Genomic DNA, 24,599 nt, shown 5'->3' on the forward strand with positions numbered 1-24,599 from the left:
TTCCGAAACTATATTTCGTCCGGCGCCGTTGCGCGGTAACCCGGCGGGTCGCTCAACTGCCCTGCCACCGTCTCGCACATGGTCGCCATCAACGCCGCCCACCGTGCCTGACCCTCCTCGTCGGAGATCAGCTCCTGGCGGATCTCGATGCTGATGTACGGGATGCCGCCCGCTTCGGCATGACGGTTCATCGAGGCGTTGAGGAGCTTGCCCGAATAAGGTTGCTGATCTCCGACTATGAGATCGCGGCCCCGCAGCCAGTCGAGCGCCAGATGCGCCGTACGCTCGTCCTGGTTGTAAAGCACACCCACGTGCCAGGGGCGGGGGCTGTCGCAGGTGGCCAGGCCTGGCGTGAAGCTGTGCAGGGACAGAATCAACGCGGGGCGATGCTCGCGCAGCAGGGCCGCAAGGCCGTTGTGGTAGGGTCGAAAGAAGCGCTCTACCCTCGCGTTACGTGCCTCGTCGCTCAACACGTTTCCGGCGATCGCGTAGCCGTCGCTGACCTCCGGCATCATGCCAGGCGCGCCCGGCTCGCGATTGTAGTCGCAGACGAGGCGGCTCACGTTGCCGAGCCAGGCCGCCGTTCCCGGGCGGACCATGTATTCGGCAATCTGCGCCACACCGATGTCGACCGCGATATGCTGGTCCAGAAGAGCGGGATCGATCCCCAGGTCGATGTCGCGCGGCACGCGGTTCGACGCATGATCCCCCACCACCAGTATTCCGCCCGCCCGCGGCGTGCCGAGAAGCCGGCTTGCCCTTTCGTCCAGATCAGCCTGTGCCAAAACTGCCTCCCCTCTGCTGATAGCGCCCCCTCGGGCCGCCGCGTCGTACTGCGGGCCAGCTTAACGCAAGCTGCCTGTCATCTGCCACCAGCCGGGGTGCTTCTCCGCCAGCTTTTTCGCAGCGCGGTCCCGCTGCGCTTCCTCGTCGTAGAGCGCGAAGCAGGTGGCGCCTGAGCCGGACATGCGCGCCAGGAACGGGTCCGTGGATTGGAGGGCCGCCAGCACGTCCGCCACGGCCGGGCAGAGGACGATCGCCGGAGCTTCCAGATCGTTCCGCCCGCCGAGGGCAATCTCCCGCACCGAGCCGGAAGGCATCGCTCCCCTGTCGACACCGTCCCACGCCTTGAACACAGGGCCGGTGGGCACCGCCGCGCGCGGGTTTACGAGCAGCACCGGCGTGCCCGCGAGATCGCTCTGCACAGGGGCCAGTTCCGTGCCGGTGCCGGTGCCGACGCACGTCGTTGAGAGGACGCAGGCGGGCACATCGGCGCCGAGCCGGGCGGCGCGGGCCTGCCAGTCATCAGGGAGCCCGTGCGCGCGCTCCACCATGCGGAACACCGCGCCCGCATCCGCCGACCCCCCGCCCAGCCCGGCGGCTACCGGCAGGCGCTTCTCCAGGTCGACCGCCCAGCCCTTGCCATGAGGCAGGCTCGACAGCGCTTTGGCCACGATGTTGCCAAAGGGGTCTTCGATCAGGGACGCGAACTCACCGTGAGTGACAAGGCTGTCGGCTTCGGCCGGTGATGCCGATAGCCTGTCACCCCCATCGACGAAGGCAAACAGTGTCTCGAGCTCATGATAGCCGTCATCGCGCCGACGACGGACATGCAGGGCCAGGTTGATCTTGGCGTAAGCGGTTTCGGAAAGCATCGCTGCTTCATGGAGCGGCGGCAGCGGTGACGCAATCCTTCGTCGTCGGCAACCTCTTCGCCGAAGCAGGGTGCCTAATGGCGGGAACCTCCCAATCAGCAAGGCTGACGGGAGGTTCCGGTATTCCTGACAAGGCAGGCTTACATGTTCGGGTAGTTAGGTCCGCCGCCGCCTTCGGGCGTGACCCATTCGATGTTCTGCTTGGGGTCCTTGATGTCGCAGGTCTTGCAGTGGACGCAGTTCTGCGCATTGATCTGGAGCCTGGAGCCGGCGCCATCGGGATCCACGAACTCGTACACTCCCGCCGGGCAGTACCGCGCTTCCGGTCCTGCAAAGACCGGCAGGTTCACTTCCGTCGGGATCGCAGGATCCTTGAGCTTCAGGTGGACCGGCTGGTCCTCCTCGTGGTTGGTGAACGAATATGATACGCTGGTAAGACGATCGAAGCTGATTACGCCATCGGGCTTGGGATAAGCGATCGGCTTGTAAAGATCGGCACGCTGCAACTGGCTGGCATCGGTGTGGTGCTTCATCGGCTTTGCGACGCCGAAACCGAAGAGCGTGCGCAGCCACATGTCGGCGCCGGCAAGCACGGTCCCCAGCTCACCGCCCCACTTCGCCACAAGAGGCTCCGCGTTCTGCACGAGCTTCAGTTCCTTGGCGATCCAGCTGGAACGGACCGCGTCGTCGTAGTCCTGCAGCGTGTCCTGCTCGCGGCCGGCCTTGATGGCGGCGGCAATCGATTCGGCGGCGAGCATGCCGCTCTTCATGGCGGTATGCGTGCCCTTGATGCGCGGCACGTTGACGAAGCCGGCGGAGCAACCAGCAAGCACGCCGCCGGGGAACGCCAGCTGCGGCACGGACTGCCAGCCACCCTCGTTGATCACGCGCGCGCCATAGGCCACGCGCTTGCCGCCTTCGAGGATCGCACGGATTTCCGGATGCTGCTTCCAGCGCTGGAATTCCTCGAACGGATGGATGTGCGGGTTCTTGTAGTCGAGCGCCGTTACGAAACCGAGCGCCACCTGGTTGTTCGACTGATGGTAGACGAAGCCGCCGCCCCAGGCGTCGTTTTCGCTCAGCGGCCAGCCCTGCGTGTGGATCACCCGGCCCGGGACGTGCTTGTCGGCCGGAATGTCCCACAGTTCCTTGATGCCGAGGCCGTAGATCTGCGGCTGACAGTTGGCCTCCAGATCGTACTTCGCCTTGAGGCGCTTGGTCAGGTGCCCGCGCGCGCCTTCGCAGAAGACCGTGTACTTGCCCAACAGGTTCATGCCGGGCTGGAAGTCGCCCTTGGGGTTTCCTTCGCGATCGACACCCATGTCGCCGGTCTGGACGCCGATGACGGCGCCGTTGTCGTCGTACAGGATTTCGGCGGCGGGGAAGCCCGGGAAGATCTCGATCTCGAGCGCTTCCGCCTGCTCCGCAAGCCAACGGCACAGGTTGCCGAGCGAACCCGTGTAGTTGCCCTTGTTGGACATGAAGGGCGGCTGGATGATGTGCGGAAGAGCGTATTTGCCCTTCTTCGTCAGATGCCAGTGCCAGTTGTCCGTGACGGGCGTTTGCGCCAGTGGGCAGCCGTCCTCGCGCCAGGTGGGCAGCAGTTCGTCCAGCGCCTTGGGGTCGATGGTTGCGCCCGAGAGAATGTGTGCACCGATTTCGGAGCCCTTCTCCAGAACGCAGACCTGAAGGTCCGGGTCGACCTGCTTGAGCCGGATCGCCGTTGAAAGGCCGGCAGGGCCGCCCCCGACAATGACGACGTCATAAGGCATCTCTTCGCGTTCGATCATGGGAGCCCCATAAGAGTTCTTTTTGTGTTTAGCCGTGCGATTAAAGTCGCAATTGCCTTGATTGCTCCGGCGCGGCAGGTCAAGACCCGCGCGATGGATCAGCCGCCAAATCCCGATTTTCTGGACGATATCACGGGGGCACTCGATTGGTGGCGAACCGCCGGCGTCGACTGCGACTTCCTGGATGAGCCGGTTGAATGGCTCGCTGCGCCCGAAGGTGAGGAGCCCGCGCCGGTGGAACGTCGCCGTCCGCCGCCCAGACCCGACCCCGAAGCGCCGTCACCTGTCGCCCGGCTCGATCCGGGCTCCCTTCCCCAAAGTCTCGAGGCGTTCGCCAGCTGGTGGATGACCGAACCGCTACTTTGCGAGGGCGGTCCCGCAGCACGCGTCCCGCCGCAGGGGCGGCCGGGCGCGGACCTCATGGTTGTGGTGGAGGAACCGGAAGCGCAGGACATCGACACCCTGTTGAGCGGCAGTCACGGCAAGCTGCTGGACGCGATCCTCTCCGCCTTCGGGACCGACCGGCACGGCGTCTATCTGGCGAGCGCGTTGCCGCGTCACACGCCGGGCGCGGACTGGGAGGCCATGAACGAGCGGGGACTCGGTCAGGTGCTCGCTCATCACATCGGCCTCGTAGCGCCAAAGCGACTTTTCGTGCTCGGTGGCAACGTCTTGCCGCTAATCGGCCACGAATCACCGCATCGGCCTGCCATGTTGAGAACTTTCAATCATGTAGACAGACAGATACCTCTGCTCGCCTCCTGGGCACTGCCTGCGCTGCTTACGCAGCCGCGCGCGAAGCCGGTACTCTGGAGGGCCTGGCTGGAATGGACCGCAGGCTGACAGGCGCGACGGTCCATCCGCAGGACAGCAGGATCGCACATTATTGCGGGGATGCGACTTGAAACGATTTATCAGGGCCGGGCTGGCGACGAGCGCCTGCCTTGCGGCAGCTGCAGGGACGGTACCGGCCTTCGCGAACAGCGCGGCAGTGGACTACTTCCGCGCCCGGGCCGATCGGACGGCGGTGCCTTCTCTGCTCAGCCAGGATGAGCGCACCTATTACCGCCAGGTCTTCGACGCGATCGAAGCGAAGGACTGGTCTACCGTACAGAGGATGCTGGCGGAACGGTCGGATGGTCCGCTCCACCAGCAGGCCCGGGCGGAATACTATCTCGCGGCAGGCTCGCCGAAGATCGAGCTGAACGAACTCCAGACCTGGCTCGCCCAGGGAGCGGAGCTGCCGGGGGCCGACCAGATCAGCCGCCTCGCTCTGAAGCGAGGCGCCACCGCGCTGCCGCAGCTACCCGCGGAGCAGAGCTTCGCACGCTTGCCGATCATGTCGAAGCGAGCCCGTCCCTCCTCGATCGAGGATGGCACGATGCCGGCCGCCATCGCCAGCAGCATCAACGATCGCATCAAGAATGACGACCCGGTGGGCGCACGCCTCCTGCTGGACGGCATCGACGCCAGTCTCAGCCCGTCGTCGCAAGCCGAATGGCGCCAGAAGGTGTCGTGGAGCTTCTATATCGAGAACAAGGACGCCGAAGCCTACCAGATGGCCCAGATCGCAGCTCTGGGTCAGGGCCCATGGGTAGGCGAAGCGTGGTGGACCGCCGGGCTGGCGGCATGGCGTCTGGGCGACTGCGACGGCGCGGCCGATGCCTTCGCCAAGTCGGCGAAGGCCTCTGAAAACGCGGAACTCACCAGCGCGGCGCATTACTGGGCCAGCCGGGCGCTCGTGCGGTGCCGCAAACCGGAACAGGCGAGCGCCCTCCTGCGGCTGGCCGCTGCTCGTGACGAAACGCTTTATGGCATGCTGGCGGCGGAGCAGCTGGGCGTGAAACTTCCGGAGCAGCATGCCGCCGCAGACTTCACGCAGGCCGACTGGCAGCAACTGCGGTCAAGCCCGAACGTGCGTGTCGCCGTGGAACTGGCCGAAATCGGCAAGGATGGGCTCGCGGACGAGGTCCTGCGCCATCAGGCGCGCATCGGCCAGGCGTCGCAGTATGCCCCGCTGACGCGGCTTGCCCGCGACCTGGGCCTGCCGGGCACGCAGCTCTGGATGGCGTATAACGCGCCCTACGGGGGCAAGCCCGAGCCCGCGACCCGCTTTCCCACGCCCAAGTGGACACCGGTGGGTGGATGGAAGGTGGACCCTGCCCTGGTCTATGCGCACGCATTGCAGGAATCCGTGTTCCGCTCCAGCGCCGTCAGCCCTGCCGGCGCCCGTGGCCTGATGCAGATCATGCCGGCGGCGGCTCGCGATCATGCCGGGGCACTTGGCGTGGTTGGCAGCGCCACGGACCTCAACAAGCCGGAGGTCAATCTGGCCTTCGGGCAGCGGCATCTCCAGATGCTGCAGAACCACTCCGGTACGCAAGGCCTGCTCCCCAAGGTCATGGCCGCCTACAACGCGGGCCTTGCTCCCATCACCCGCTGGAACACCGAGGTGAACAGCCAGGGCGATCCGCTGCTGTGGATCGAATCCCTGCCCTATTGGGAAACCCGGGGCTATGTGAACATCGTTATGCGCAACTACTGGATGTACGAGCGGCAGGCCGGCGGCCCTTCCGAAAGCCGCATGCAGCTGGTGCAGGGCCTCTGGCCGACGTTCCCCGGGCTGGCAGGATCCGAAGGTGTCAGAATGGCTTCGAATGGAGTGATCGTACGTGGCCATCGACCCTGAGCGCGTCTTCAAGCCCATCAACATCGCGCTTCTTACCGTCTCGGACACCAGAACCGCTGAGAACGACACTTCGGGCGACATACTGGCCGATCGCATCACCGGCGCGGGCCACCGGCTCGCCCGCCGCGCCATAAAGCGCGACGATGCGGAGGCCATCGCCGCCTTGTTCAACGCGTGGATCGATGATCCGGAAGTGGACGCGGTCGTTTCCACCGGCGGCACGGGCCTGACGGGTCGGGACGTGACGCCGGAAGCCCTGGCGAAACTGGGCGGACGGGAGATACCGGGGTTCGGTGAGTTGTTCCGCTGGCTCAGCTACAAGACGATCGGCACATCGACCGTGCAGAGCCGCGCCATGGCGGTCCTCGTGCGCAGCACGTACCTTTTCGCCCTCCCCGGCTCCAACGGCGCGGTGAAGGACGGCTGGGACGGCATCCTTGCCGAACAACTCGACAGTCGCAACCGTCCCTGCAACTTCGTGGAACTGATGCCCCGTCTGCTTGAGGCCTGAAGCGCTGGCGGGACGTTTCGTTCCTAGCTGAACAGGGCCAGCGCCGCGGCCTCTTCCAAGTCCAGGCTGATCTGGAATATCTCGCGCAGGCTCTGCGTATAATCGGCAGCATCTGTGATCGCGCGGCTGCGGGTTCCTGCTCCGTCGTGGATCGTCAGTTGCAGGTCAGTCATGGACGCGAACCCCGACGGCAGCGGAATGCTGGCAACATGCAACGTCGTAAACCGGGTGTCTGGCCGGGTGGACGTCCAGTGATTGGCCTGGTCCAGGTCCGCCTGCCCCACCGCGCTAAGGTCGAAGCTGTATTGTGGCTGCCAGTCCTCATGCGCCTGGGCTCGCCCATCCGTGGCATCCGCCGGACCTGCCCGCTCCAGCAGCCATTCGCCCTTCATCTCGCCGCGTTCTCCGACGCGCCGAAGCCGGTGGCGCGCTCCATCGGCGGTCGTGGCCTGCGCCCCGTCTCGCAGCGGAAGAGGGGGTACGTTGCTACCACCGAAGCCCGCATCGGCCAGCCATGGATCGCCGTCCAGAATGGCGAGAACCGCCGTATGCGTGCGCGGCGGTTCGGCCCCTTCCGGCTGCCCCAGCCATACCCGCGCAAGCAACGGCCGCGTCACGACGCCGAGCGTTTCGAGCGCGTCCGCGAACAACCGGTTCTGCTCGAAGCAATAGCCGCCGCGCCTTCGGACGACCAGCTTGTCAAAGACGCTGGAGGAATCGATGCGAATCGCCCGGCCCAGCATCACGTCAAGGTTCTCGAACCCGAAAGCCCGGCGATGCGCTGCCTGAAGCGCTCCGAGCCCGGCCGGATCAGCGGCAGGGGGCGCGCTCAGGTTCACACGCTGGAGGTACCGATCGATATCCATCCTGCTTTGCTAGACCAGCGCCCCCGCTGGCGGCAACCCTGTGGAAAAGCCCGGCACAAGCGGTGCACGCGATGTGGAGAACGGAAGCTGGCCGGCCCTTATCGAGCCTCCACCGGCTTGGCGGCGGTGTTCTCGACGAAGTCGAGGATCAACGGCACCAGCCTTGGCCAGGAGCGAAACAGTGTATGGCCTTCTGCGCCGGACATGGTCTGCGCCGACCGACGATTCCATTCATCGTCCTCCCACGGCGGGTCGAGGATGAGGGACTGCGGCACGAGCCGATGAACCCATTCGGATGTCGCGCGAGTATGGGACAGATCGCTGCGCCCGCTGCGGAACACGAGGGTGGGCATGGTCAGGCGGGCGAAATCCCGGGGCAACATGCCGGGAACCGGCGTGATCGCCGACGGCGCGTAGGCCGCTGCCCACTTCTGCATCACCGCGATGAATTTGTCTGGGTTCTGGGCAAGGATGAAGCTGCGCGCCTGATCGCTTTTTGCCAGGTTCTCCGCCCAGCTGGTGGCCTTGAGGACCGCCTCCATCCCGCCCGCGCTGGCCAGCGTCGCCGCTTCTCCGCAGTAGTAGGTCGCAAGCTGCATGAGGCCGATCGGATCGCCCGATATCCACCACAGCACAAGGTGCGAGCAGATGTCGGGATCGCGGGCCGCTGCCAGCATGGAAACCCGGCTGCCGCCTGAGCCTCCGGCGATCACCGTCGGCCCGAGCTCCAGCTTGCGTATGAGGCCCGCCAGCCCCTCGGCTTGCATCTCGGATTCGCTGTCTCCCAGGAGGCAGGCATCAGACAGGCCGCAGTTCGGCCGATCGTAGATGAGCGCCCGGTATCCCGCGTCGACGAATGCCTGCGCCATCTCGCGCAGGCCGGGGACGTCCATCGTGAAGCGTCCTCCGGGTGTCAGTGCGATGGCCGGAGCATTCTGCGGTCCCAGCAACTCGTAAGCGATACCGATTCCGCCGACATCGATCCTTGGCATGCCCATCTCCCTTGCTCTTGCGCAGGAGCGTCCTCCGGAGGATGAAGCAACACAAGTCCCCGCGCTGGAACAATCGCCCTAGCGGTCCGATGTCACGGATGATTGTGGCCGTCCGGCCTCCGATCTAGCCTCCCGCCCGCAAAGGAGCCTCCGACGAATGCCCGAACTGTACGCGCTTGCCGAGGCCATCGGGCTGTGCCGGATCTGGCACGATGTCGAAGGGAAGCCTCAGGTCGTGGCGGACACCACCCTTCGAGCGATCGCCGGCGCGTTGGGCTACCCTGCGGATAGCGACGCTGAAATCGCGGCCAGCCTGAAGGCGGCGGAACAGGACAACGCTCGGCCTCCCGCCCTGATCGTCGCGGAGGCCGGAGTAGAGACGGCGCTACCGCCTTCGCTTTCGAGCGCCGCCGCCACGCTTCCCGCAATTGAGGAGCCGGGATACTACGAACAGACCATTGCCGGGCACCCGGTCACGATTGCAGTCGCCCCCGCCTCCTGCCGCAGCGTCGAAAGCTTCGGCAAAGGGCGCCTCTGGGGGCCGGCCCTCCAGATACCGGCACTCCGAGGCCGTTCGCCCCAACCCTTCGGCGCCTTCGGAGAACTTGCCGAGGCGGTCGCGATCATGGCCGCCCGTGGGGCCGACGCCGTTGCGATCAACCCCGTTCATGCGCTCTTCCCCGGCGATGGCGAGGGCTTCAGCCCCTACTCGCCATCAAGCCGCCTCTATCTCAATGGTGCGATGGGCGACCCCGCCCTCGTCGGACTGGCACCCTTTCCTGCCGAAGCGGCGCCGGAGGGCGCTCTGATCGATTGGGAAGCTGCCCTTCCGCAGCGCCTTCAGCAGATGCGCGCCCTCTTCCGCGGCCTCGACGCGGCAACACGGCAGAAGATCGCTGACGAGAGCGCCGCGCAAGGGGAAGGCCTGCGCCGTCAGGCCATCTACGACGCGTTGTACGTGCACTTCCGCGAATGCGGCGCCCGGCGTTGGCAGGACTGGCCCACTGCCCTTCACGATCCCGACGGACCGGCAGTAGCCGCCTTCGCGCGTGAACATGCGGAGGAGGTCGCGTTTCACGTTTTCGCCCAGTGGCTCGCGCGCAAAGGTCTTGCCGAAATCCAGCGCGGGGCTCGAGCGGCAGGTATGGCCATCGGCCTTGTCGCGGACCTTGCAGTGGGCGTGCACACCGGGGGCGCGGACGTGTGGTCCATGGGCGACGCGTTTCTGCAGGGCGTCACGATCGGCGCTCCGCCAGATCCCCTGGGCCCACTGGGCCAGAACTGGATGTTGACCAGCTTCTCGCCCCATGGGCTGGCGCGCAGCGGCTATCAGCCGTGGATCGCGACGATACGCGCCGCCCTCTCCACCGCAGGGGCCCTGCGGATCGACCACGCCTTCGGCCTTTCCCGTCTCTGGGTTATCCCCGATGGCATGCCGTCGACCGAGGGCGCCTATCTTCGATACCCCTTCCAGGACCTCATCCGCCTCCTTGCTCTTGAAGCCCATCTGGCCGACGCGGTCCTCGTGGCGGAAGATCTCGGCACCATGCCCGAGGGGTTCGGCCCCGCCATTGATAACGCGGGCCTGCTGGGCATGCGTGTATTGTGGTTTGAGCGTGCTGCGGACGAAGGCTTCATCGGGGCGTCCGACTACGACCCGCAGGCCGTCGCCATGACCGGTACACACGACACCCCGACGGTGGCAGGCTGGTGGACGGGTCTCGACATCGAATGGGCGGAACGCCTCGGTCGGCTGCCGGAAGGCACCACGCGGCAGGACGCGGAAGCCCGTCGGGCATGGGAGCGCGGCCGCCTGTGGGCCACCCTCGCTCCCGATGCGCTACCCCGCCCGTCACCCGCGGAGCCCGAACCGGTTGTGGACGCCGCTCTGGCCCACATCGGACGAACGCCGTGCGGGCTTGCTATCGTCCCTGTGGAGGATGTCCTTGCGGAGCGCGAGCAGTTGAACCTTCCCGGCACGGTTACCGAGCACCCAAACTGGCGCCGTCGCCTGAAGGCGCCCCTCGCCAAGCTTCTCGACGAACCGGCGAATGCGGCACGCCTCCGGATCCTGGCCGAGGCGAGAAAGGGACCGGCTCCGTCCGAGGGACCGGATCAGCCTCTATAGGATCCGGGCACGAGGTACGTGCGGTCGAGTTCCGCAGGACTGCACACGCCGACCATCGCCATCGCGACGTCGATCTCATTGGCAAGAAGGTCGATGGCGTGCCGGGCGCCAGCCTCGCCGCCTGCCGCGCAGCCGTACAGCGTGGCGCGGCCGATCAGCACGGCACGCGCACCGATGGCGAGTGCCTTCAGCACATCCGCCCCGCGGCGCACACCGCTATCGAACAGCACGGTAGTGCGGTCGCCTACCGCATCGACAATGGCGGCAAGCGCATCCACCGCCGGTAGCGCACTGTCGAAGTTGCGCCCCCCGTGGTTGGAGACGGCGATCCCGTCGACCCCGTGGTCGACCGCTATGCGCGCATCTTCGACGCTCAGCACGCCTTTAACGACCAGCTTTCCCGACCAGCGACGCCGCAGTTCCGAGACGTCGGTCCAGCACACCGATGCCGAGTTGGCGACCCGGCTCACGGTTCCGGTCAACTTCGATCCGACCTCGGCCGGATAGTTGGCGAACTGAGGCAAGCCGCCGTCGCGATAGTAGCGGGCGATGACGGTGCTCAGCCAAGCGGGCCGTCTGAGGAAGTCCGCCACCAGCCGCGCATTCGGCCGGATCGGGTTCGACATCCCGGCTCGCTTGTTGAACTCGCGCAGCGGCCACATCGGCGTGTCGACTGTCAGGACGAGGACGTCCGCGCCGTTCCCGCGAGCGGCCTCCACAACCTGCCATGAGAGCTCCCGCTTTTCCCAAAGATACATCTGCATCCAGTGGCCGGCCGTGGCGCACATGGCGATATCGGCAAAGCTTGTTGTCGAACTGGTGGTCTGGGTGAAAGGGATACCGGCCGAAGCGGCTGCGCGGGCAATCGCCCGCTCCCCCTGATACCATAGCAGATCCGAAACGCCCGTCGGCGCGATCACCAGCGGCAAGCGCTGTCGACGACCGAACAGCTCGATCTCCGAGCAGCGCGCCGCGACATTGCGCAGCGTACGCGGAACGAACTGGACCTCCTGCAGCGCCCGAATGTTGCGCTCGATGAGCAGGTCGTCCTCGGTGCCCCGTTCTATGAACTCCCAGATCGCTCTTGGCAGTCGTCGCCTTGCCAGGACGCGCAACTGGGCGATGTTGTGAGCGGCACGCCTGATGTCACTCATCAGAGCCCCAGGTTCTCGCGCAGCGTCGTGCCTTCGTACTCGGTACGGTAGACCCCCTTCTTTTGCAGAAGGGGCACGACTTCGTCGACGAAATCCGTGACAGAGCTGGCCATGACCGTAGGCGTCACGTTGTAGCCGAAGCAGCCCGTTTCCCGCCAGATGCGCTCCATCTCGTCGGCAACCTGCTCCGGCGTGCCTACGATCTGCGGTTTGCCCACGGCGAGGCCCCACCGCACGGCGACTTCCCGCAAGGTCAGCGGCTTCCCCCCCTCGATGTTGGCGAAGGCCTTCATCAAGCCCTGGGACGCCTGCGTCTCGATCTCCGCCAGCGGCTGATCCAGATCCATTCCCTCGAAGTTGACGCCCATCGTGCCCGAAAGCCGCGCCAGGCAGCCGTCGATCGGCAGCTTCTCCACAAGATCGGCAAGTTTCCGGCGGGCCTCCTCCTCGGTGCCGCCAACGATCGGCTGAATGCCGAAGCTGACACCCGGCGTGGGCTTACCCGCGGCAAGCGCCGCTTCGGCAAGATTGGTCATGAAGCGCTTCATGCCCGGGACGTTAGGCTGGATGGAAAACACCACGTCCGCGTGACTGACAGCGAACTGCTGCCCTCGCCCCGAGCTTCCTGCCTGGAACAGGACCGGCCGTCCCTGCGGAGAAGGCGGGACCGGGCCGACTGTCTCGCACGAGAAGAACTCCCCCCGGTGCCTTATGAAATCGACCTTCGCCGGATCTGCATAGATCCCGCTGCTCCTGTCCGCGACGATCGCGTCGGGCCGGATGGAATTCCAGAGCTCATAGCAGATTTCCATGTACTCATCGGCCCGGTCGTACCGGCGATCGTGATCGAGCTGCTGCAGGCCCAGAGCACGGTGTTCGCCACGCAAATGGCCGGTGACGATGTTCCAACCGACCCGGCCGCCAGAAAGATAGTCGATCGTTCCGAGCTGGCGCACGATGGTCCAGGGCTGGTAGGCACTGGTCGACATCGTGGTTGCCAATCCAAGGTGCCGCGTCGCGGCCGCCAGCGCCGAGAGCAGGACGACGGGATCAAGCGAGGGCCAGCACACACCGTATCTCACCGCATCTTCATGGCTGTCCCTGTAGCGGTCGAAGACGCCCGGCGTGTCCGCGAAGAAAACCGCGTCGAATTTGCCCCGTTCGAGGGTCTGCGCAAGCTCCTGCCACAGCTTCAGGTCCGCCAGGGCATCCAGCCGGTTGTCGCTGGGCTGCGCCCAGCTGAGGACCGTATGGTTGATTGGCGAGTTGATCAGAAAGCTGACCAGATGGATGTGCTTGCTCATGGCCTTTGGCCCTCCCTCTACCATGATGGTCCGAGGGAAGGCTGGCTTGCAAGGTCAAACCGCCAGCCATGTATACACTGGGTCGAACTGCACGGCCGTATCTGCCGGATTTTCTACGATCCGGGAGCTACAGAACATTCAACCATCGCTGCAGCGTATCCGTTCCAGCCCACAAGGGACGTGAGGCACCCCCGCTCAGGCGCGTCTCAGGTAATCACGTCCGGAGCGCTGCGCCCCGTGTGCCGCGCGATCCCGGCAATAGCTTCTGCCGCTGCAACCTGATGCTCCAGCATGGCTGCGGTCTCTGCGTCCAGATGGCCGAACCGCGGTTCGAACCGCTCGAGATAGACGCGCAAGGTGGCCCCCTGCGTGCCCGTACCGGAAAGACGGAATACGATGCGGCTGCCGTCCTCGAACAGCACGCGAATGCCCTGATTGGCGCTGACGGACTCGTCCACCGGGTCCGTATAGGAGAAGCTGTCCGCCTCACGCACGGTCAGCGGGCCCAGGGTCGCGCCCGGAAGCGAGGACAGCTTCGCCGTCAACTCCTTCATCAGCGCGTTTGCGCTCTCCGTGGCGATGCCTTCGTAATCATGGCGGGCGTAGTAGTTCCGGCCGAACCGCGCCCAATGCTCGCGCGCAAGGTCATCGACGCTGATGCCGCGAACGGCGAGAATGTTGAGCCATAGCAGGACCGCCCAGAGACCGTCCTTCTCGCGCACATGGTCCGAACCTGTTCCGGCGCTCTCCTCCCCACAGATCGTAACCTTTCCGGCATCGAGCAAATTGCCGAAAAACTTCCATCCGGTGGGCGTCTCATACAGGGGAACGTCCAGTTCCTGCGCCACGCGATCCGCCGCGCCGCTCGTGGGCATGGACCGCGCGATACCCGCGAGTCGTCCCCTGTAGGCAGGTGCGATCTGGATGTTGGCCGCCAGCATCGCCAGCGAATCGGACGGCGTAATGAAGCGTCCGCGCCCGATGATGAGGTTGCGATCACCGTCACCGTCCGACGCAGCACCAAGGTCCGGCGCGTCATCGGACATCATCAGATCGTAAAGTTCCCGCGCATGGATGAGGTTGGGGTCCGGATGATGCCCGCCGAAGTCCTCCAGCGGCGTCCCGTTGACCACGGTGCCCGCAGCAAACCCGAGCCGCTTTTCAAGGATCTCGTGTGCATAGGGTCCGGTGACTGCGCTCATCGAATCCATGCGCATCGTGAAGCCAGAGGCGACGGCCTTGCGGATGGCGTCGAAATCGAACAGCTCCTCCATGAGATCCGCATAGTCCCTGACCGGATCGATGACATCCACGATCATCTCTCCGACGTGAGCGCGCCCCTGCTCGTCGAGATCGACATCAGGCGCTTCAACGGTCAGCCAGCGGTCGATCATTTTGGTCCTCGCAAGAACCGCGTCGGTGACATTCTCGGGCGCGGGGCCTCCGTTGCCGATGTTGTACTTGATCCCGAAGTCCTCTTCCGGCCCGCCGGGGTTGTGGCTGGCAGACAGGATGAGGCCGCCGCTCGCACGGTACTTGCGGATGACGTGGCTTGCAGCGGGAGTGGAGAGTATCCCACCCTGCCCAACAAGAACACGGCCATAGCCGTTCGCGGCCGCCATGCGGATCGCCTGCTGGATGACGGTGCGGTTGTGAAAGCGCCCGTCGCCCCCGATGACCAGAACAGCCCCCGAGTCCGGCTTCACCACGTCGAAAACGGACTGGATGAAGTTCTCGGCATAGCCGGGCTGCTGGAAGATCTTCACCTTCTTGCGCAGGCCGGACGTACCGGGCGCCTGCCCCTCGAACGGAGTGGTCGGAACCGTGAGGATCTTGGTCAAGGGAAGCTTCTCCAGGAAAACGGCAAAGTCATGTGCGCACAAGCCGACAGTTTCGGACCCGCCGGTGGTTTGTCAAACCATCGAACGACCAATGCGGCAGGAGCGGGAGGGTTGCACGCGAACAATCGGTAAGCATTCCTACCCCCTCTGAGCGTCCGGTCCCGCTCCCCGGAAAAATGGGCCACGGTCATCAGGATGCCTCCAGGAGCGGTAGGGCCCCCAGTGATGGCGCCTCATGGCGTGTCTTGTCAGACCGATCGCCATTGCGACGAGTTGCACGTAGGAAGGGAACATCGCCATTGCCGCATATGCGAAAGCGCTAATATCCGGCATTCCCACGCGGAACAGGTGGGCCGTGAGCGTTATGAGCTGCGCTCCGGCCATCCAGAGCGGATACTCCCGGTTTGCGTAGAGCGCCACGACGACGAGACTGCACATCGCCAGTGAGTCCACGGCAAGGTGGCCCATGTCCGCTTCCCGCCAGAGGAGAGGTCCGCCGATCTCCACCTCGAAAAGGGTGTTGCTGGCAGCCATGCAAAACAGCAATCCGGAAAGGATCCACTCCGGTGCAGCGGCCTTCAGGGGATGGCAGCAGAGCAGAAACAGCGCTGCGATGATCATACCGATGGCGTCACGATGCTCAAGAAGAGCGCTCATCAGCATCAGAAGATCTGGGTCAGTACGCGGGCAACGCCAAGACCGATCATGACGATCAGCAGCATTCCCACGGCGATCACCACGATTGCAGCCACTCGGGCGAGACCCGCATTGGGACCTTCGAGGGACTTGGCCACCACGCGATGACGGGTATCCTCATGGGCGGTACTCTCGACCTCCGGCGCAGAAGCGGGCGTGACCGGCAGGGACGGTGTCGCATCCGGCGCAGCGTCCCCGGTGTGATCCGTCGCATCGGATGCCGGCGGAGCAGGTGCGAAGGGCACACCCGGCGTCTGTTCCACCTCCTGCAGATACTGCCGATAGGATCGCGCCAGCTCCGAGCGAGGCGGGGAGCCGGTGCGAGCCCGCACATTTTCGATGCGCTGATTCACCGCACTTTCGGAAATGCCCAGAATGAAGGCTATTTCCTTAGTGGTGCGGTTTTCCGCGACATGGCGCAGCGCGTCGCGCTGCTTGGCCGTCAGGAAGCGGAAGACCTCGACATGGTTCTGTCCGCACGAGCCTGATCTCTCGTCGCCTTCGATGCCGCTGCCTCCTGCCCTCAACCAACCGATACTTTGCCAGTCGACGAGTTTCGCAGGAATTAGCGGTATTAGTCAATAGTTTACTCAGCCCTGACCGGCGCAGGCGCGGCGCCGCCTGGCCACCTTCGGCGCTGGTCCGGGCGGAATGACACCCGTAGCGCTTACTCCTCGCCCATCCGCAAAGCGGCGATGAAGGCTTCCTGCGGAATCTGCACGTTGCCATACTCGCGCATGCGCTTCTTTCCTTCCTTCTGCTTCTCGAGGAGCTTCTTCTTGCGCGTGATATCGCCGCCATAGCACTTGGCGGTGACGTCTTTGCGCATTGCCGAGATCGTTTCACGCGCGATGACCTTCGCGCCAATCGCCGCCTGAATCGGAATCTTGAACATGTGCCGGGGAATCAACTCCTTGAGCCGCTCCACCAGCGCACGTCCACGCGGCTCGGCCTGCCCGCGATGGACGATCATCGACAGCGCATCGACCGGCTCGTTGTTCACGAGGATGTTCATCATCACGAGGTCACCCTCTCGGAGGCCGATCTGTTCGTAGTCGAAGCTGGCATAGCCGCGGCTGATCGACTTCAGGCGGTCGTAGAAATCGAACACCACTTCGTTGAGCGGCAGTTCGTACGTCACCTGGGCACGGCCGCCGACATACGTGAGATCCTTCTGGATGCCACGACGGTCCTGGCACAGCTTGAGGATCGAGCCGAGGTACTCGTCCGGCGTGTAGATGACCGCCTTGATCCACGGCTCCTCCATGAAGTCGATCTTCACGGGATCGGGCATGTCGGCCGGATTGTGCAGTTCCTTCACGGAACCGTCCGTCATCGTCAGGCGATAGACCACGGAGGGCGCCGTGGTGATGAGATCGAGGTCGTACTCGCGGCTCAGGCGCTCCTGAATGATCTCCAGGTGCAGCAGGCCGAGGAAGCCGCAGCGAAAGCCGAAGCCCAGCGCCGCGCTCGATTCCATCTCGAAGCTGAAGGATGCGTCGTTGAGGCGCAGCTTGCCGATCGATTCGCGCAGCTTCTCGAAATCGTTCGCATCGACCGGAAAGAGGCCGCAGAATACCACCGGCTGCACTTCCTTGTAGCCCGGCAACGCTTCTGTGGCGCCCTGCTTCACGGTAGTGATCGTGTCACCGACCTTCGCCTGCTCCACTTCCTTGATCTGCGCGGTGATGAAGCCGATCTCGCCCGGCCCGAGTTCGGGCAGGTCGATGCGCTTGGGGGTGAAGCAGCCGACGCGGTCGATCAGGTGCTCGGTCCCGCCCTGCATGAACTTGACGTTGAGGCCCTTCTTGATGACGCCGTCGATGACGCGCACCAGAATGACGACACCGAGGTACGGATCGTACCAGGAGTCCACCAGCATCGCCTTGAGCGGCTTGTCGCGCTCCCCCTTCGGGGGCGGGATCTTCTTGACGACGGCTTCCAGCACTTCGGTGATACCGATGCCCGACTTAGCGCTTGCCATCACGGCTTCGGAGGCATCGATGCCGATCACCTCCTCGATCTCGTTGCGCACCTTCTCGGGTTCGGCGGCTGGCAGGTCGATCTTGTTGATGACCGGCACGATCTCATGGTCGTGCTCGATCGACTGGTAGACGTTTGCCAGCGTCTGCGCCTCGACGCCCTGCGCCGCGTCAACCACCAGCAGCGCGCCCTCGCAGGCGGCAAGGCTGCGGCTCACTTCGTAGGCGAAGTCGACGTGGCCCGGCGTGTCCATGAGGTTCAGCTCGTAGGTCAGCCCGTCGGAGGCGGTGTAGCTCAGGCGCACGGTCTGCGCCTTGATGGTAATGCCGCGTTCCTTCTCGATATCCATGTTGTCGAGCACCTGCGCGCTCATCTCGCGCTCGGACAGACCGCCGGTTGTCTGGATCAGACGGTCGGCGAGGGTCGACTTCCCATGGTCGATATGGGCGATGATGCTGAAGTTACGGATCTGCGCAAGGTCGGTCATGCGAGCGCCGTTAGAGCATTTTAGCGCGTGGTGAAATGACCTGACGAAGCTCGAACTACGAAAAATCGCGCTTCGGGCCTGGTAGCGCCGCACCGCCTTGAAGTCAGGCCATGCGGCGCTGCCCACTCAGGACAGGTTCGGGTGGCTCGCGACGCTGCCCTGCCCGGCCGAAGAGGACCGCGCCGTTCGCGTCGCACGCAAGCGTCTCAGCGAATTCCACGCCCATGCGGTCCTCCTGACACCAGCGGGATGTCGCAAGGATCTCATGATCGTCGGCCAATTGCACCCGGAATTGCGTGCCCGCCGGCACGTTCCACAGCCCCTCTATCATGGCGCCCGTGCGCGAGATATTGCGGATCATGCCGTCGTACCTGTGCGTGCCATGCTCGAGCACAACCTTGCGCAGCATGGTCTGGCGGGTCGCCCGCACCGATCGGGGCCCCTGTGCGGTGAGCACCAGCCCGCGCCCGAGCTGCTCCGCCACGCCTTCCGCACTCAGTGGCCGCTCGTAGATGTAGCCCTGGACGTGACTGCAGCCCAGACTCTTCACGAGATCCAGCTCGTCGAAGGTTTCTATGCCCTCTGCGGTGGTATCCATCTCCAGCGCTTGTGCCAGACTGACGATGGAGGAGATGATGGCGCCGTTACGGCTTCCCTCGATCGCGGCACCGCGCACGAGACTCTGGTCGATCTTGATCCTGTCGAAGGGCGCGCGCTTCAGGTAGCCGAGGGAGGAATAGCCGGTGCCGAAATCGTCCAGCGCGAGCCGCACGCCCAGACCCTTGAGAGCGCCGAACATCGCCTCCGTCGCCTTCTCGTCGCTGAGGAACACACTCTCCGTAATCTCAAGTTCCAGTTGCCCCGGGTTGATCCCGGCCGCGGCAACCGCACTCGTCACGATTGCCGGAAGTGCGGGGTTGGCGAACTGCAAGGGCGAGATATTGACGGCAACGCGGACAGCTTCGGGCCAGTTCGCAAGATCCTGGCACGCCGTGCGCAGCGCCCACTCACCGATCTGCGCGACGAGCCCGGCATCCTCTGCCACGGGCACGAACTTGGCCGGTGAGATATAGCCGTGAAGCGGGTGCTTCCAGCGCAGGAGCGCCTCATAACCCGTCACAGCGCTCGTCGCGGTGCGAACCTGCGGCTGATAGTGCAGTTCAAGCGCGCCTCTGGCGATGGCCTCGCGCAGGTCCTCTTCCAGTTGCTCCCTCTCCTTGGCATCCGAATGGAGATCGTCGTCGTAGAAGTGGTGGCGCCCCCTTCCGCCCCCCTTTGCGGCGTAAAGAGCAAGGTCGGCATTGCGGATGAGTTCATCGGCCGTCACACCGTCGTCCGGGCAAAGGGCGATGCCCACGGAGGCACCGATCGTCACGGTCGCACCCTCGATCGCATAGGGCTGCGAGAGCGTCTCGATGATGCGCCGGGCAAGTTGCGCCAGGCCTTCGCGGTGCTGAGCGCCGTGCAGGATCACCTGAAACTCGTCGCCGCCGAGCCGCCCCACCCGGCCGCGGTCGCTGACGGTGACGCCCAGTCGCTCCGCCACCTGTTTCAGCAGCGCGTCACCGGCCGGATGGCCCATCGTGTCGTTAACCTGCTTGAAGCGGTCGAGGTCCAGCAGAAACACCGCGCACGCCCGCATTTCGATGCGCGGAGTCGACAGGATCTTGTCCAGCCACTCCGCCATCTGGAAACGGTTGGCGAGGCCCGTCAGCGAATCGAAGCGCGCCAGGTGAGTCACCCGCTGTTGCGAGCGCCGCCTTTCCGTAAGATCACTTCCCGCACCGCGAAAACCCAGGAAATTGTCAAAGGGATCGAGAACCGGCCGTCCCGATATGGTCCACCAACGCTCATCCGCCGTCGCCGCCCTTACGCCCAGTTCATGGAAGGACGACCGCGTGCTGAGGTGGAACAGCAAGGTTCGCTCCTCCTGCGCGCTGGAGCCGGCAAGTTGAAAGAGGCTCGTGAAGGGCTCTCCCTCGAGAAGCGATGCGCTCGTGCCCATCAGCTCCGCCACGGTTTCCGAGATGTAGGTGATGCGCCCCTGCCGGTCGGTTTCCCAGAACCATCCCTGGCCGGTCTGTTCGTATTCGCGAAGCAGCTCTTCGGCGCGGCGCTGCTGGCGTTCGTCCTGTGCACGTTGCTGCGCCTGCGCCGAAGTGTTTCTCACCTGGCTGATCGCCAGCAGCAAGCCGGTCAGGCCACCGATGCTCAGAAGCCCGAGCGCGATGAGCGAACCCTGATCAAGGGCCGCGCCGCTCCACAAGCCAATCGTGGCCCCGACGATCGACATCGGCCGGGTCGCGAGCAGAGCCGTCGCCACGAGCGCAAGGATCACAAAGACATTGACGGTCACGTCCCGGTCAAGCGATGCCGCACGATCGGTCCATAGCGCGCCGCCAAACCCGAACAATCCCATCGGCAAAAGGATGGCGACAAGGAGCAGCAGGTAGCGTTCCCATCGATCATGCCCCAGCCGCCGCTCGACACGCGCAAAGAAGGCAGCCGGAAGGCACAGGACGATGCTCAGGCCAAGGCAGCCAAGGGAAACTGGCGGCGGCAGTGTGCCCGAGAGCAGGCTCATGAGCGCCGCTCCGGCGAGCAGGGCCGCCGCCATGAACGCCCAGCGCGCGCAGGTGAAAAACTGCGGCCGGTCCATCGCGTCGACCTCGATCCGCGGGCGTGCGAACCCGCCCGGCTGGAGAGCGCTTGGAGAGCCTGTAGCCGACAGCCCTGCCCCCGCCGCGTACCCCCCGCCCGCCGCAGGATCCCGTCCGGCGTCCGAACGCCCTCCTCGCCGTCGTTCACGCAGGCCTGAATGCAACATGCGCGGACCATGGCCTTGCCGCTCTTGCCAAAGTGTAAATGCGGGCGGTCACGAGGCGGATAAAGTCTCCCGCATTTCGCTTGCCCCGGTCCAGCTGGCGTGCTTGCTTGTCGGTATCGGGCCGGCGGCGGCGCCGGCCTCCTGATGGGAGACATAGCCATGCGGCATATCGCCATCGTCGGATCGGGTCCGGCCGGCTACTACACTGCCGAAGCGGCGCTGAAGCAGTGGGGCGAAGACGTCCACGTGGACATATTCGACACCCTTCCCGTCCCCTTTGGCCTTATCCGCACCGGCGTTGCGCCGGACCATCAGGCGATCAAGGGCGTGATCGAACGCTACGAGACGACGGCGCTGACGCAGAACGTGCGCTTCGTCGGTAACGTGATGCTTGGCCGGGACGTGTCGGTGAGTGAACTCCAGACCCTCTACGATGCGGTAATCCTCGCCACCGGAGCACCGCGCGACCGCCGGCTCGAGCTGCCCGGTGACGATCTGGCCAACGTCTTCGGCTCGGCCGCCTTCGTCGGGTGGTACAACGGACATCCGCAGTTCTCCGGTCTAAACCCGCAGCTGGATCATGACACGGCAGTCATCGTGGGGAATGGCAATGTCGCGCTCGATGTGGCCCGCATTCTCGCCAAGTCGGAGGAGGAGCTGACGGGTTCGGACATCGTCTCCCATGCGCGCACTGCCCTAGGCGGTTCGGCTGTGCGGCGCATCGTGATCCTTGGCCGGCGCGGGCCGCACCAGATCGCGATGACACCCAAGGAGCTTGCTGAACTGGCCAGCCTCACACGCGCCCATCCCCGGGTCGATCCGGCCGATCTTCCGGACCTCGACCGCGATACGCAGCTCGACCCCGGATTGCGCAAGGCTATGGCTCTCCTGCGCAGCTTCGCCACCGACGCCGATAACGACCGGGACGATGTCGCCGTCGAATTCGATTTCTTCGCGGCGCCCCATTCCATCATCGGCCAAGGCCGCGTCGAGGCTGTCGAAGTCGAAAGAACACGGGTCGAGGGGGGCAAGGCCGTCGGCACCGGCACCTTCTACCGCGTTCCGGCCGGGCTCGTCGTCTCCTGCATCGGGTACCAGACGTCACCCATTCCCGATGTGCCTTATGACGAACAGGGCGGCCGCTTCGCCAATGTGGAAGGCCGGATCGCCCCCGGCCTTTACTGCGTCGGATGGGCGCGACGCGGGCCAACGGGCACGATCGGCACCAACCGGCCCGACGGATTCTCGATCATCGAAAAGGTCGAAGCCGACATTCCCGCTCCCGCCGGGAAGCCCGGACGAAAGGGGTTTGACGAACTCGCGGCCGAGCGCGGCATCCAGGTCGTTCGATTCGCCGACTGGCAGAAGATCGACGAAGCGGAAGTCGCGGCGGCCCGGGCGGGGTCGCCCCGCGAGAAGTTCGTCGCGGTGGAAAAGATGATCGAGGCGGCCGGCCGAGCCTGAGCCTTGTGACCGGCACTTCCTGCCGCTAGCCTACGATGCACAAAGGCCGGAGCTTCCGCCCCGGCCTTGTCATCACTTCGCCTGAATTTGACCTCAGACGCGCATCGGCATCAGCACGTAGAGCGCGGGGCTCTTGTCGTCCTGCCGGATCAGCGTCGGAGCGGCAGCATCGGCGAGGTGCAGTTCAACGGTGTCGCCGTCGATCTGTCCAAGAATGTCCTTGAGGTAGTTCGCGTTGAACCCGATTTCGAACCCGTCGGAGGCATACTGCGCCGGCACTTCTTCCGCCGCCGTACCATTGTCCGGCGAGGTGACCGAAAGCGTCACGCGATCGGTTTCCAGAGCCATTTTCACAGCGCGGGTCTTCTCGGTGGCGATCGTCGCCACGCGGTCCACGCCTTGGAAAAAGGTCTTCGGATCCACCTTCAGGAGCTTGTCATTCGCGGTGGGGATGACTCGGGTGTAGTCCGGGAACGTTCCGTCGATCAGCTTGCTGGTCAGCACGACACCGTTCTCACCGCCAAGCGTGAAGCGGATCTTGCTGGCCGAGAGATCGACCAGCACGTTGGTGTCGAGCGATTCCTCCAGCAGCTTGCGCAGTTCGCCGACGCACTTACGCGGCACGATAACGTCAGGCATGCCTTCCGAGCCATCCGGGCGCGGCAGGGTGAAACGGGCAAGGCGATGGCCATCGGTGGCGGCCGCCTTCAGTTCCTCATCCGTGACATGGAGGAAGATGCCGTTCAGGTAGTAGCGAGTCTCTTCCGTGGAGATCGCGAACCGGGTCCGGTCGATCAGCTGCGCCAGCGTGGCGGCCGGGACTTCGAAGCTGGTGGGCAGTTCGCCCTCGGCGATCATCGGGAAGTCGTCCCGCGGGAGCGTCGGCAGCTGGAAGCGGCTGCGGCCAGCCTTCACCACCATGCGATTGTCCGCCGAGTCCAGGCTGACCTGGCTGCCCTCCGGAAGCTTTCGGGCGATGTCGAACAGCAGGTGCGCCGATACCGTGATCGCTCCCGCCTGCTCAACAGAGACAGCACCGAGCGTCTCGACGACCTGAAGATCAAGGTCCGTTGCCATGATCCTGAGTGAGCCTCCGGCGGAAGCTTCGATCAGGACGTTCGACAGGATCGGGATGGTATTGCGGCGCTCGACGACCGACTGCACATGGGAAAGACAGCGCAGCAGCGTGGAACGTTCGATAGTGGCCTTCATGACAGCCTCAAGTCCCCCTTGGTCGGGCACGGGATGCGGACATCCCTGAAATTCGGACGACTATCTCTAACGGGAGTCGGAAGCGCGGCAAGTTGCAACGAGGGCAGAAACCGCGAATCTGGGGATAAATGAAGGGTTCTTATGGAGAACTTCGGCCTGACGTCCCCGGGCGGGGCTCCGACGCGGTCCTATGCCTTCGCCCGAAGCCCCGCCTGGACGGTCACGTCAGACCATCACCATGCCGCCGTTCACGTGGATGGTCTGGCCGGTGATGTAGCCGGCTTCCTTGCTGGCCAGGAACACGGCAGCGGAGGCGATGTCGTCGCCCTCGCCCATGCGGCCCATGGGGATGCGGCCGTTCAGCGCTTCCTTCTGCGCATCGGGCAGGACCTCGGTCATGGCGGTGCGGATGAAGCCGGGCGCAATGCAGTTCACCGTCACACCGCGGCTGGCGAGCTCCTGCGCAAGGCTCTTGGACATGGCGGTGATGCCGCCCTTCGCCGCGCAGTAGTTCATCTGCCCGGGGTTGCCGGTGGTGCCGACCACGGATGTCACGTTGATGATGCGGCCGAAGCGGGCCTTCATCATCGGCTTGGTGGCGGCGCGCATGAGGCGGAAGGTGGACTCAAGATTGATCCTGATGACCTGGTCCCACTCCTCGTCCTTCATGCGCATGGCAAGATTGTCGCGCGTGATGCCGGCGTTGTTGACGAGGATGTCGATCTTGCCCAGCGATTCCAGCGCAGCCGGAACCAGCTTCTCGACCTGCTCTGCCTCGCCAAGATTGCAGGCGATCGCGACATGGTCGACTTCCTGCAGGTGCTGCGGGGTATGCTCGTCGAGCTCTTCGCGGAAGGCGCGCAGCTTGTCGGCATTCGATCCCGAAATCGCAAGGCGTGCGCCCTGCGCCGCGAGAGCCCGGGCGACGGCCGAACCGATGCCGCCGCTCGCGCCGGTCACCAGAGCAGTCATTCCGTTGAGGTTGAACATGGCAAAACTC

At 64.8% G+C, this 24,599-nt stretch carries 19 protein-coding genes; 5 read left to right on the top strand and 14 right to left on the bottom strand.

Annotation, left to right across the window (positions count from 1 at the left end; genetic code table 11):
- Nucleotides 1-8: 8 nt before the first annotated feature.
- From C2R25_RS16925 to C2R25_RS16935, 3 genes are all read right to left on the bottom strand, one after another.
- Nucleotides 9-785: an N-formylglutamate amidohydrolase gene (locus tag C2R25_RS16925; RefSeq protein ID WP_233204096.1), complete on the bottom strand. Its 777-nt coding sequence runs from the start codon at nt 783-785 to the stop codon at nt 9-11.
- 60 nt (nt 786-845) lie between these two features.
- Nucleotides 846-1,655 carry a 4-(cytidine 5'-diphospho)-2-C-methyl-D-erythritol kinase gene (locus C2R25_RS16930; RefSeq protein WP_103730330.1) on the bottom strand — a complete coding sequence of 270 codons (810 nt, stop codon included), beginning with the start codon at nt 1,653-1,655 and terminating at the stop codon, nt 846-848.
- Between the two features lie 140 nt (nt 1,656-1,795).
- A complete protein-coding gene (locus C2R25_RS16935) occupies nt 1,796-3,445 on the bottom strand; it encodes an electron transfer flavoprotein-ubiquinone oxidoreductase (protein WP_103730331.1) in 1,650 nt (549 codons plus the stop codon).
- Nucleotides 3,446-3,502: 57 nt separating this feature from the next.
- On the opposite strand from C2R25_RS16935, the gene C2R25_RS16940 reads away from it, so the two are divergent.
- Genes C2R25_RS16940 through moaB form a run of 3 tightly spaced genes read left to right on the top strand, consistent with a single transcriptional unit; the run spans nt 3,503 to nt 6,645 of the window.
- The gene (locus C2R25_RS16940; protein WP_103730332.1) at nt 3,503-4,288 is read left to right on the top strand and encodes a uracil-DNA glycosylase family protein; all 786 of its coding nucleotides are present in this window, start codon (nt 3,503-3,505) and stop codon (nt 4,286-4,288) included.
- Nucleotides 4,289-4,346: 58 nt separating this feature from the next.
- Nucleotides 4,347-6,134, top strand: coding sequence for a lytic transglycosylase domain-containing protein (locus C2R25_RS16945; protein WP_199183866.1), 1,788 nt, complete (start codon nt 4,347-4,349; stop codon nt 6,132-6,134).
- The gene (gene moaB / locus C2R25_RS16950) at nt 6,118-6,645 is read left to right on the top strand and encodes a molybdenum cofactor biosynthesis protein B (RefSeq protein WP_103730334.1); all 528 of its coding nucleotides are present in this window, start codon (nt 6,118-6,120) and stop codon (nt 6,643-6,645) included. The genes C2R25_RS16945 and moaB overlap by 17 nt, the downstream gene beginning before the upstream one ends.
- Before the next feature lie 23 nt (nt 6,646-6,668).
- Here moaB and C2R25_RS16955 read toward each other — a convergent pair whose 3' ends face one another.
- Nucleotides 6,669-7,511, bottom strand: a complete 843-nt coding sequence (locus tag C2R25_RS16955; protein WP_103730335.1) for an arylamine N-acetyltransferase — start codon at nt 7,509-7,511, stop codon at nt 6,669-6,671.
- A 98-nt stretch (nt 7,512-7,609) separates the two neighbouring features.
- Nucleotides 7,610-8,503, bottom strand: coding sequence for an alpha/beta fold hydrolase (locus C2R25_RS16960; protein WP_103730383.1), 894 nt, complete (start codon nt 8,501-8,503; stop codon nt 7,610-7,612).
- A 157-nt stretch (nt 8,504-8,660) separates the two neighbouring features.
- On the opposite strand from C2R25_RS16960, the gene malQ reads away from it, so the two are divergent.
- A complete protein-coding gene (malQ, locus tag C2R25_RS16965; RefSeq protein ID WP_103730336.1) occupies nt 8,661-10,631 on the top strand; it encodes a 4-alpha-glucanotransferase in 1,971 nt (656 codons plus the stop codon).
- On the opposite strand, the gene C2R25_RS16970 is transcribed toward malQ, so the two are convergent.
- The 7 genes from C2R25_RS16970 to C2R25_RS17000 form a co-directional block, all read right to left on the bottom strand.
- Nucleotides 10,619-11,785: an alpha-hydroxy acid oxidase gene (locus C2R25_RS16970; protein ID WP_103730337.1), complete on the bottom strand. Its 1,167-nt coding sequence runs from the start codon at nt 11,783-11,785 to the stop codon at nt 10,619-10,621. The two genes, malQ and C2R25_RS16970, sit on opposite strands and share 13 nt — an antisense overlap.
- Complete coding sequence (locus C2R25_RS16975) at nt 11,785-13,089, bottom strand: LLM class flavin-dependent oxidoreductase (protein ID WP_103730338.1); 1,305 nt, start codon at nt 13,087-13,089, stop codon at nt 11,785-11,787. Before C2R25_RS16975 ends, C2R25_RS16970 begins: the two co-directional genes overlap by 1 nt.
- A 206-nt stretch (nt 13,090-13,295) precedes the next feature.
- On the bottom strand, nt 13,296-14,930 hold the full coding sequence (locus C2R25_RS16980; RefSeq protein WP_103730339.1) for an alpha-D-glucose phosphate-specific phosphoglucomutase: 1,635 nt from the start codon (nt 14,928-14,930) through the stop codon (nt 13,296-13,298).
- A gap of 138 nt (nt 14,931-15,068) precedes the next feature.
- Nucleotides 15,069-15,587 carry a hypothetical protein gene (locus C2R25_RS16985; protein WP_146049691.1) on the bottom strand — a complete coding sequence of 173 codons (519 nt, stop codon included), beginning with the start codon at nt 15,585-15,587 and terminating at the stop codon, nt 15,069-15,071.
- A gap of 5 nt (nt 15,588-15,592) precedes the next feature.
- Nucleotides 15,593-16,153, bottom strand: coding sequence for a LuxR C-terminal-related transcriptional regulator (locus tag C2R25_RS16990; RefSeq protein WP_233204097.1), 561 nt, complete (start codon nt 16,151-16,153; stop codon nt 15,593-15,595).
- Between the two features lie 140 nt (nt 16,154-16,293).
- Complete coding sequence (lepA, locus tag C2R25_RS16995; RefSeq protein WP_103730341.1) at nt 16,294-18,096, bottom strand: translation elongation factor 4; 1,803 nt, start codon at nt 18,094-18,096, stop codon at nt 16,294-16,296.
- A 103-nt stretch (nt 18,097-18,199) separates the two neighbouring features.
- Nucleotides 18,200-20,923: an EAL domain-containing protein gene (locus C2R25_RS17000; RefSeq protein WP_233204098.1), complete on the bottom strand. Its 2,724-nt coding sequence runs from the start codon at nt 20,921-20,923 to the stop codon at nt 18,200-18,202.
- Nucleotides 20,924-21,082: 159 nt separating this feature from the next.
- Between C2R25_RS17000 and C2R25_RS17005 the strand changes: the two genes are divergently transcribed.
- Nucleotides 21,083-22,387 (top strand): FAD-dependent oxidoreductase, encoded by a 1,305-nt coding sequence (locus tag C2R25_RS17005; protein WP_103730343.1) that lies wholly within the window; start codon nt 21,083-21,085, stop codon nt 22,385-22,387.
- A 93-nt stretch (nt 22,388-22,480) separates the two neighbouring features.
- Here the strand turns inward: C2R25_RS17005 and dnaN are convergent, their stop codons facing one another.
- On the bottom strand, nt 22,481-23,599 hold the full coding sequence (gene dnaN / locus C2R25_RS17010; RefSeq protein ID WP_103730344.1) for a DNA polymerase III subunit beta: 1,119 nt from the start codon (nt 23,597-23,599) through the stop codon (nt 22,481-22,483).
- Nucleotides 23,600-23,824: 225 nt separating this feature from the next.
- Nucleotides 23,825-24,589: a 3-oxoacyl-[acyl-carrier-protein] reductase gene (gene fabG, locus C2R25_RS17015; RefSeq protein ID WP_103730345.1), complete on the bottom strand. Its 765-nt coding sequence runs from the start codon at nt 24,587-24,589 to the stop codon at nt 23,825-23,827.
- Between the last annotated feature and the right edge of the window lie 10 nt (nt 24,590-24,599).

The sequence above is a fragment of the Novosphingobium sp. HII-3 genome (assembly GCF_002916655.1).
Classification (GTDB): Bacteria; Pseudomonadota; Alphaproteobacteria; order Sphingomonadales; family Sphingomonadaceae; genus Novosphingobium; species Novosphingobium panipatense.

What these genes read in the sequence shown, in the direction of transcription:
- C2R25_RS16930 (WP_103730330.1), bottom strand. Translation starts at nt 1,655, where the DNA reads ATGCTTTCCGAAACCGCTTACGCCAAGATCAACCTGGCCCTGCATGTC.
- C2R25_RS16935 (WP_103730331.1), bottom strand. Translation starts at nt 3,445, where the DNA reads ATGATCGAACGCGAAGAGATGCCTTATGACGTCGTCATTGTCGGGGGC.
- C2R25_RS16955 (WP_103730335.1), bottom strand. Translation starts at nt 7,511, where the DNA reads ATGGATATCGATCGGTACCTCCAGCGTGTGAACCTGAGCGCGCCCCCT.
- C2R25_RS16960 (WP_103730383.1), bottom strand. Translation starts at nt 8,503, where the DNA reads ATGCCAAGGATCGATGTCGGCGGAATCGGTATCGCTTACGAGTTGCTG.
- malQ (WP_103730336.1), top strand. Translation starts at nt 8,661, where the DNA reads ATGCCCGAACTGTACGCGCTTGCCGAGGCCATCGGGCTGTGCCGGATC.
- C2R25_RS16970 (WP_103730337.1), bottom strand. Translation starts at nt 11,785, where the DNA reads ATGAGTGACATCAGGCGTGCCGCTCACAACATCGCCCAGTTGCGCGTC.
- C2R25_RS16975 (WP_103730338.1), bottom strand. Translation starts at nt 13,089, where the DNA reads ATGAGCAAGCACATCCATCTGGTCAGCTTTCTGATCAACTCGCCAATC.
- C2R25_RS16985 (WP_146049691.1), bottom strand. Translation starts at nt 15,587, where the DNA reads ATGAGCGCTCTTCTTGAGCATCGTGACGCCATCGGTATGATCATCGCA.
- lepA (WP_103730341.1), bottom strand. Translation starts at nt 18,096, where the DNA reads ATGACCGACCTTGCGCAGATCCGTAACTTCAGCATCATCGCCCATATC.
- C2R25_RS17000 (WP_233204098.1), bottom strand. Translation starts at nt 20,923, where the DNA reads ATGTTGCATTCAGGCCTGCGTGAACGACGGCGAGGAGGGCGTTCGGAC.
- C2R25_RS17005 (WP_103730343.1), top strand. Translation starts at nt 21,083, where the DNA reads ATGCGGCATATCGCCATCGTCGGATCGGGTCCGGCCGGCTACTACACT.
- dnaN (WP_103730344.1), bottom strand. Translation starts at nt 23,599, where the DNA reads ATGAAGGCCACTATCGAACGTTCCACGCTGCTGCGCTGTCTTTCCCAT.
- fabG (WP_103730345.1), bottom strand. Translation starts at nt 24,589, where the DNA reads ATGTTCAACCTCAACGGAATGACTGCTCTGGTGACCGGCGCGAGCGGC.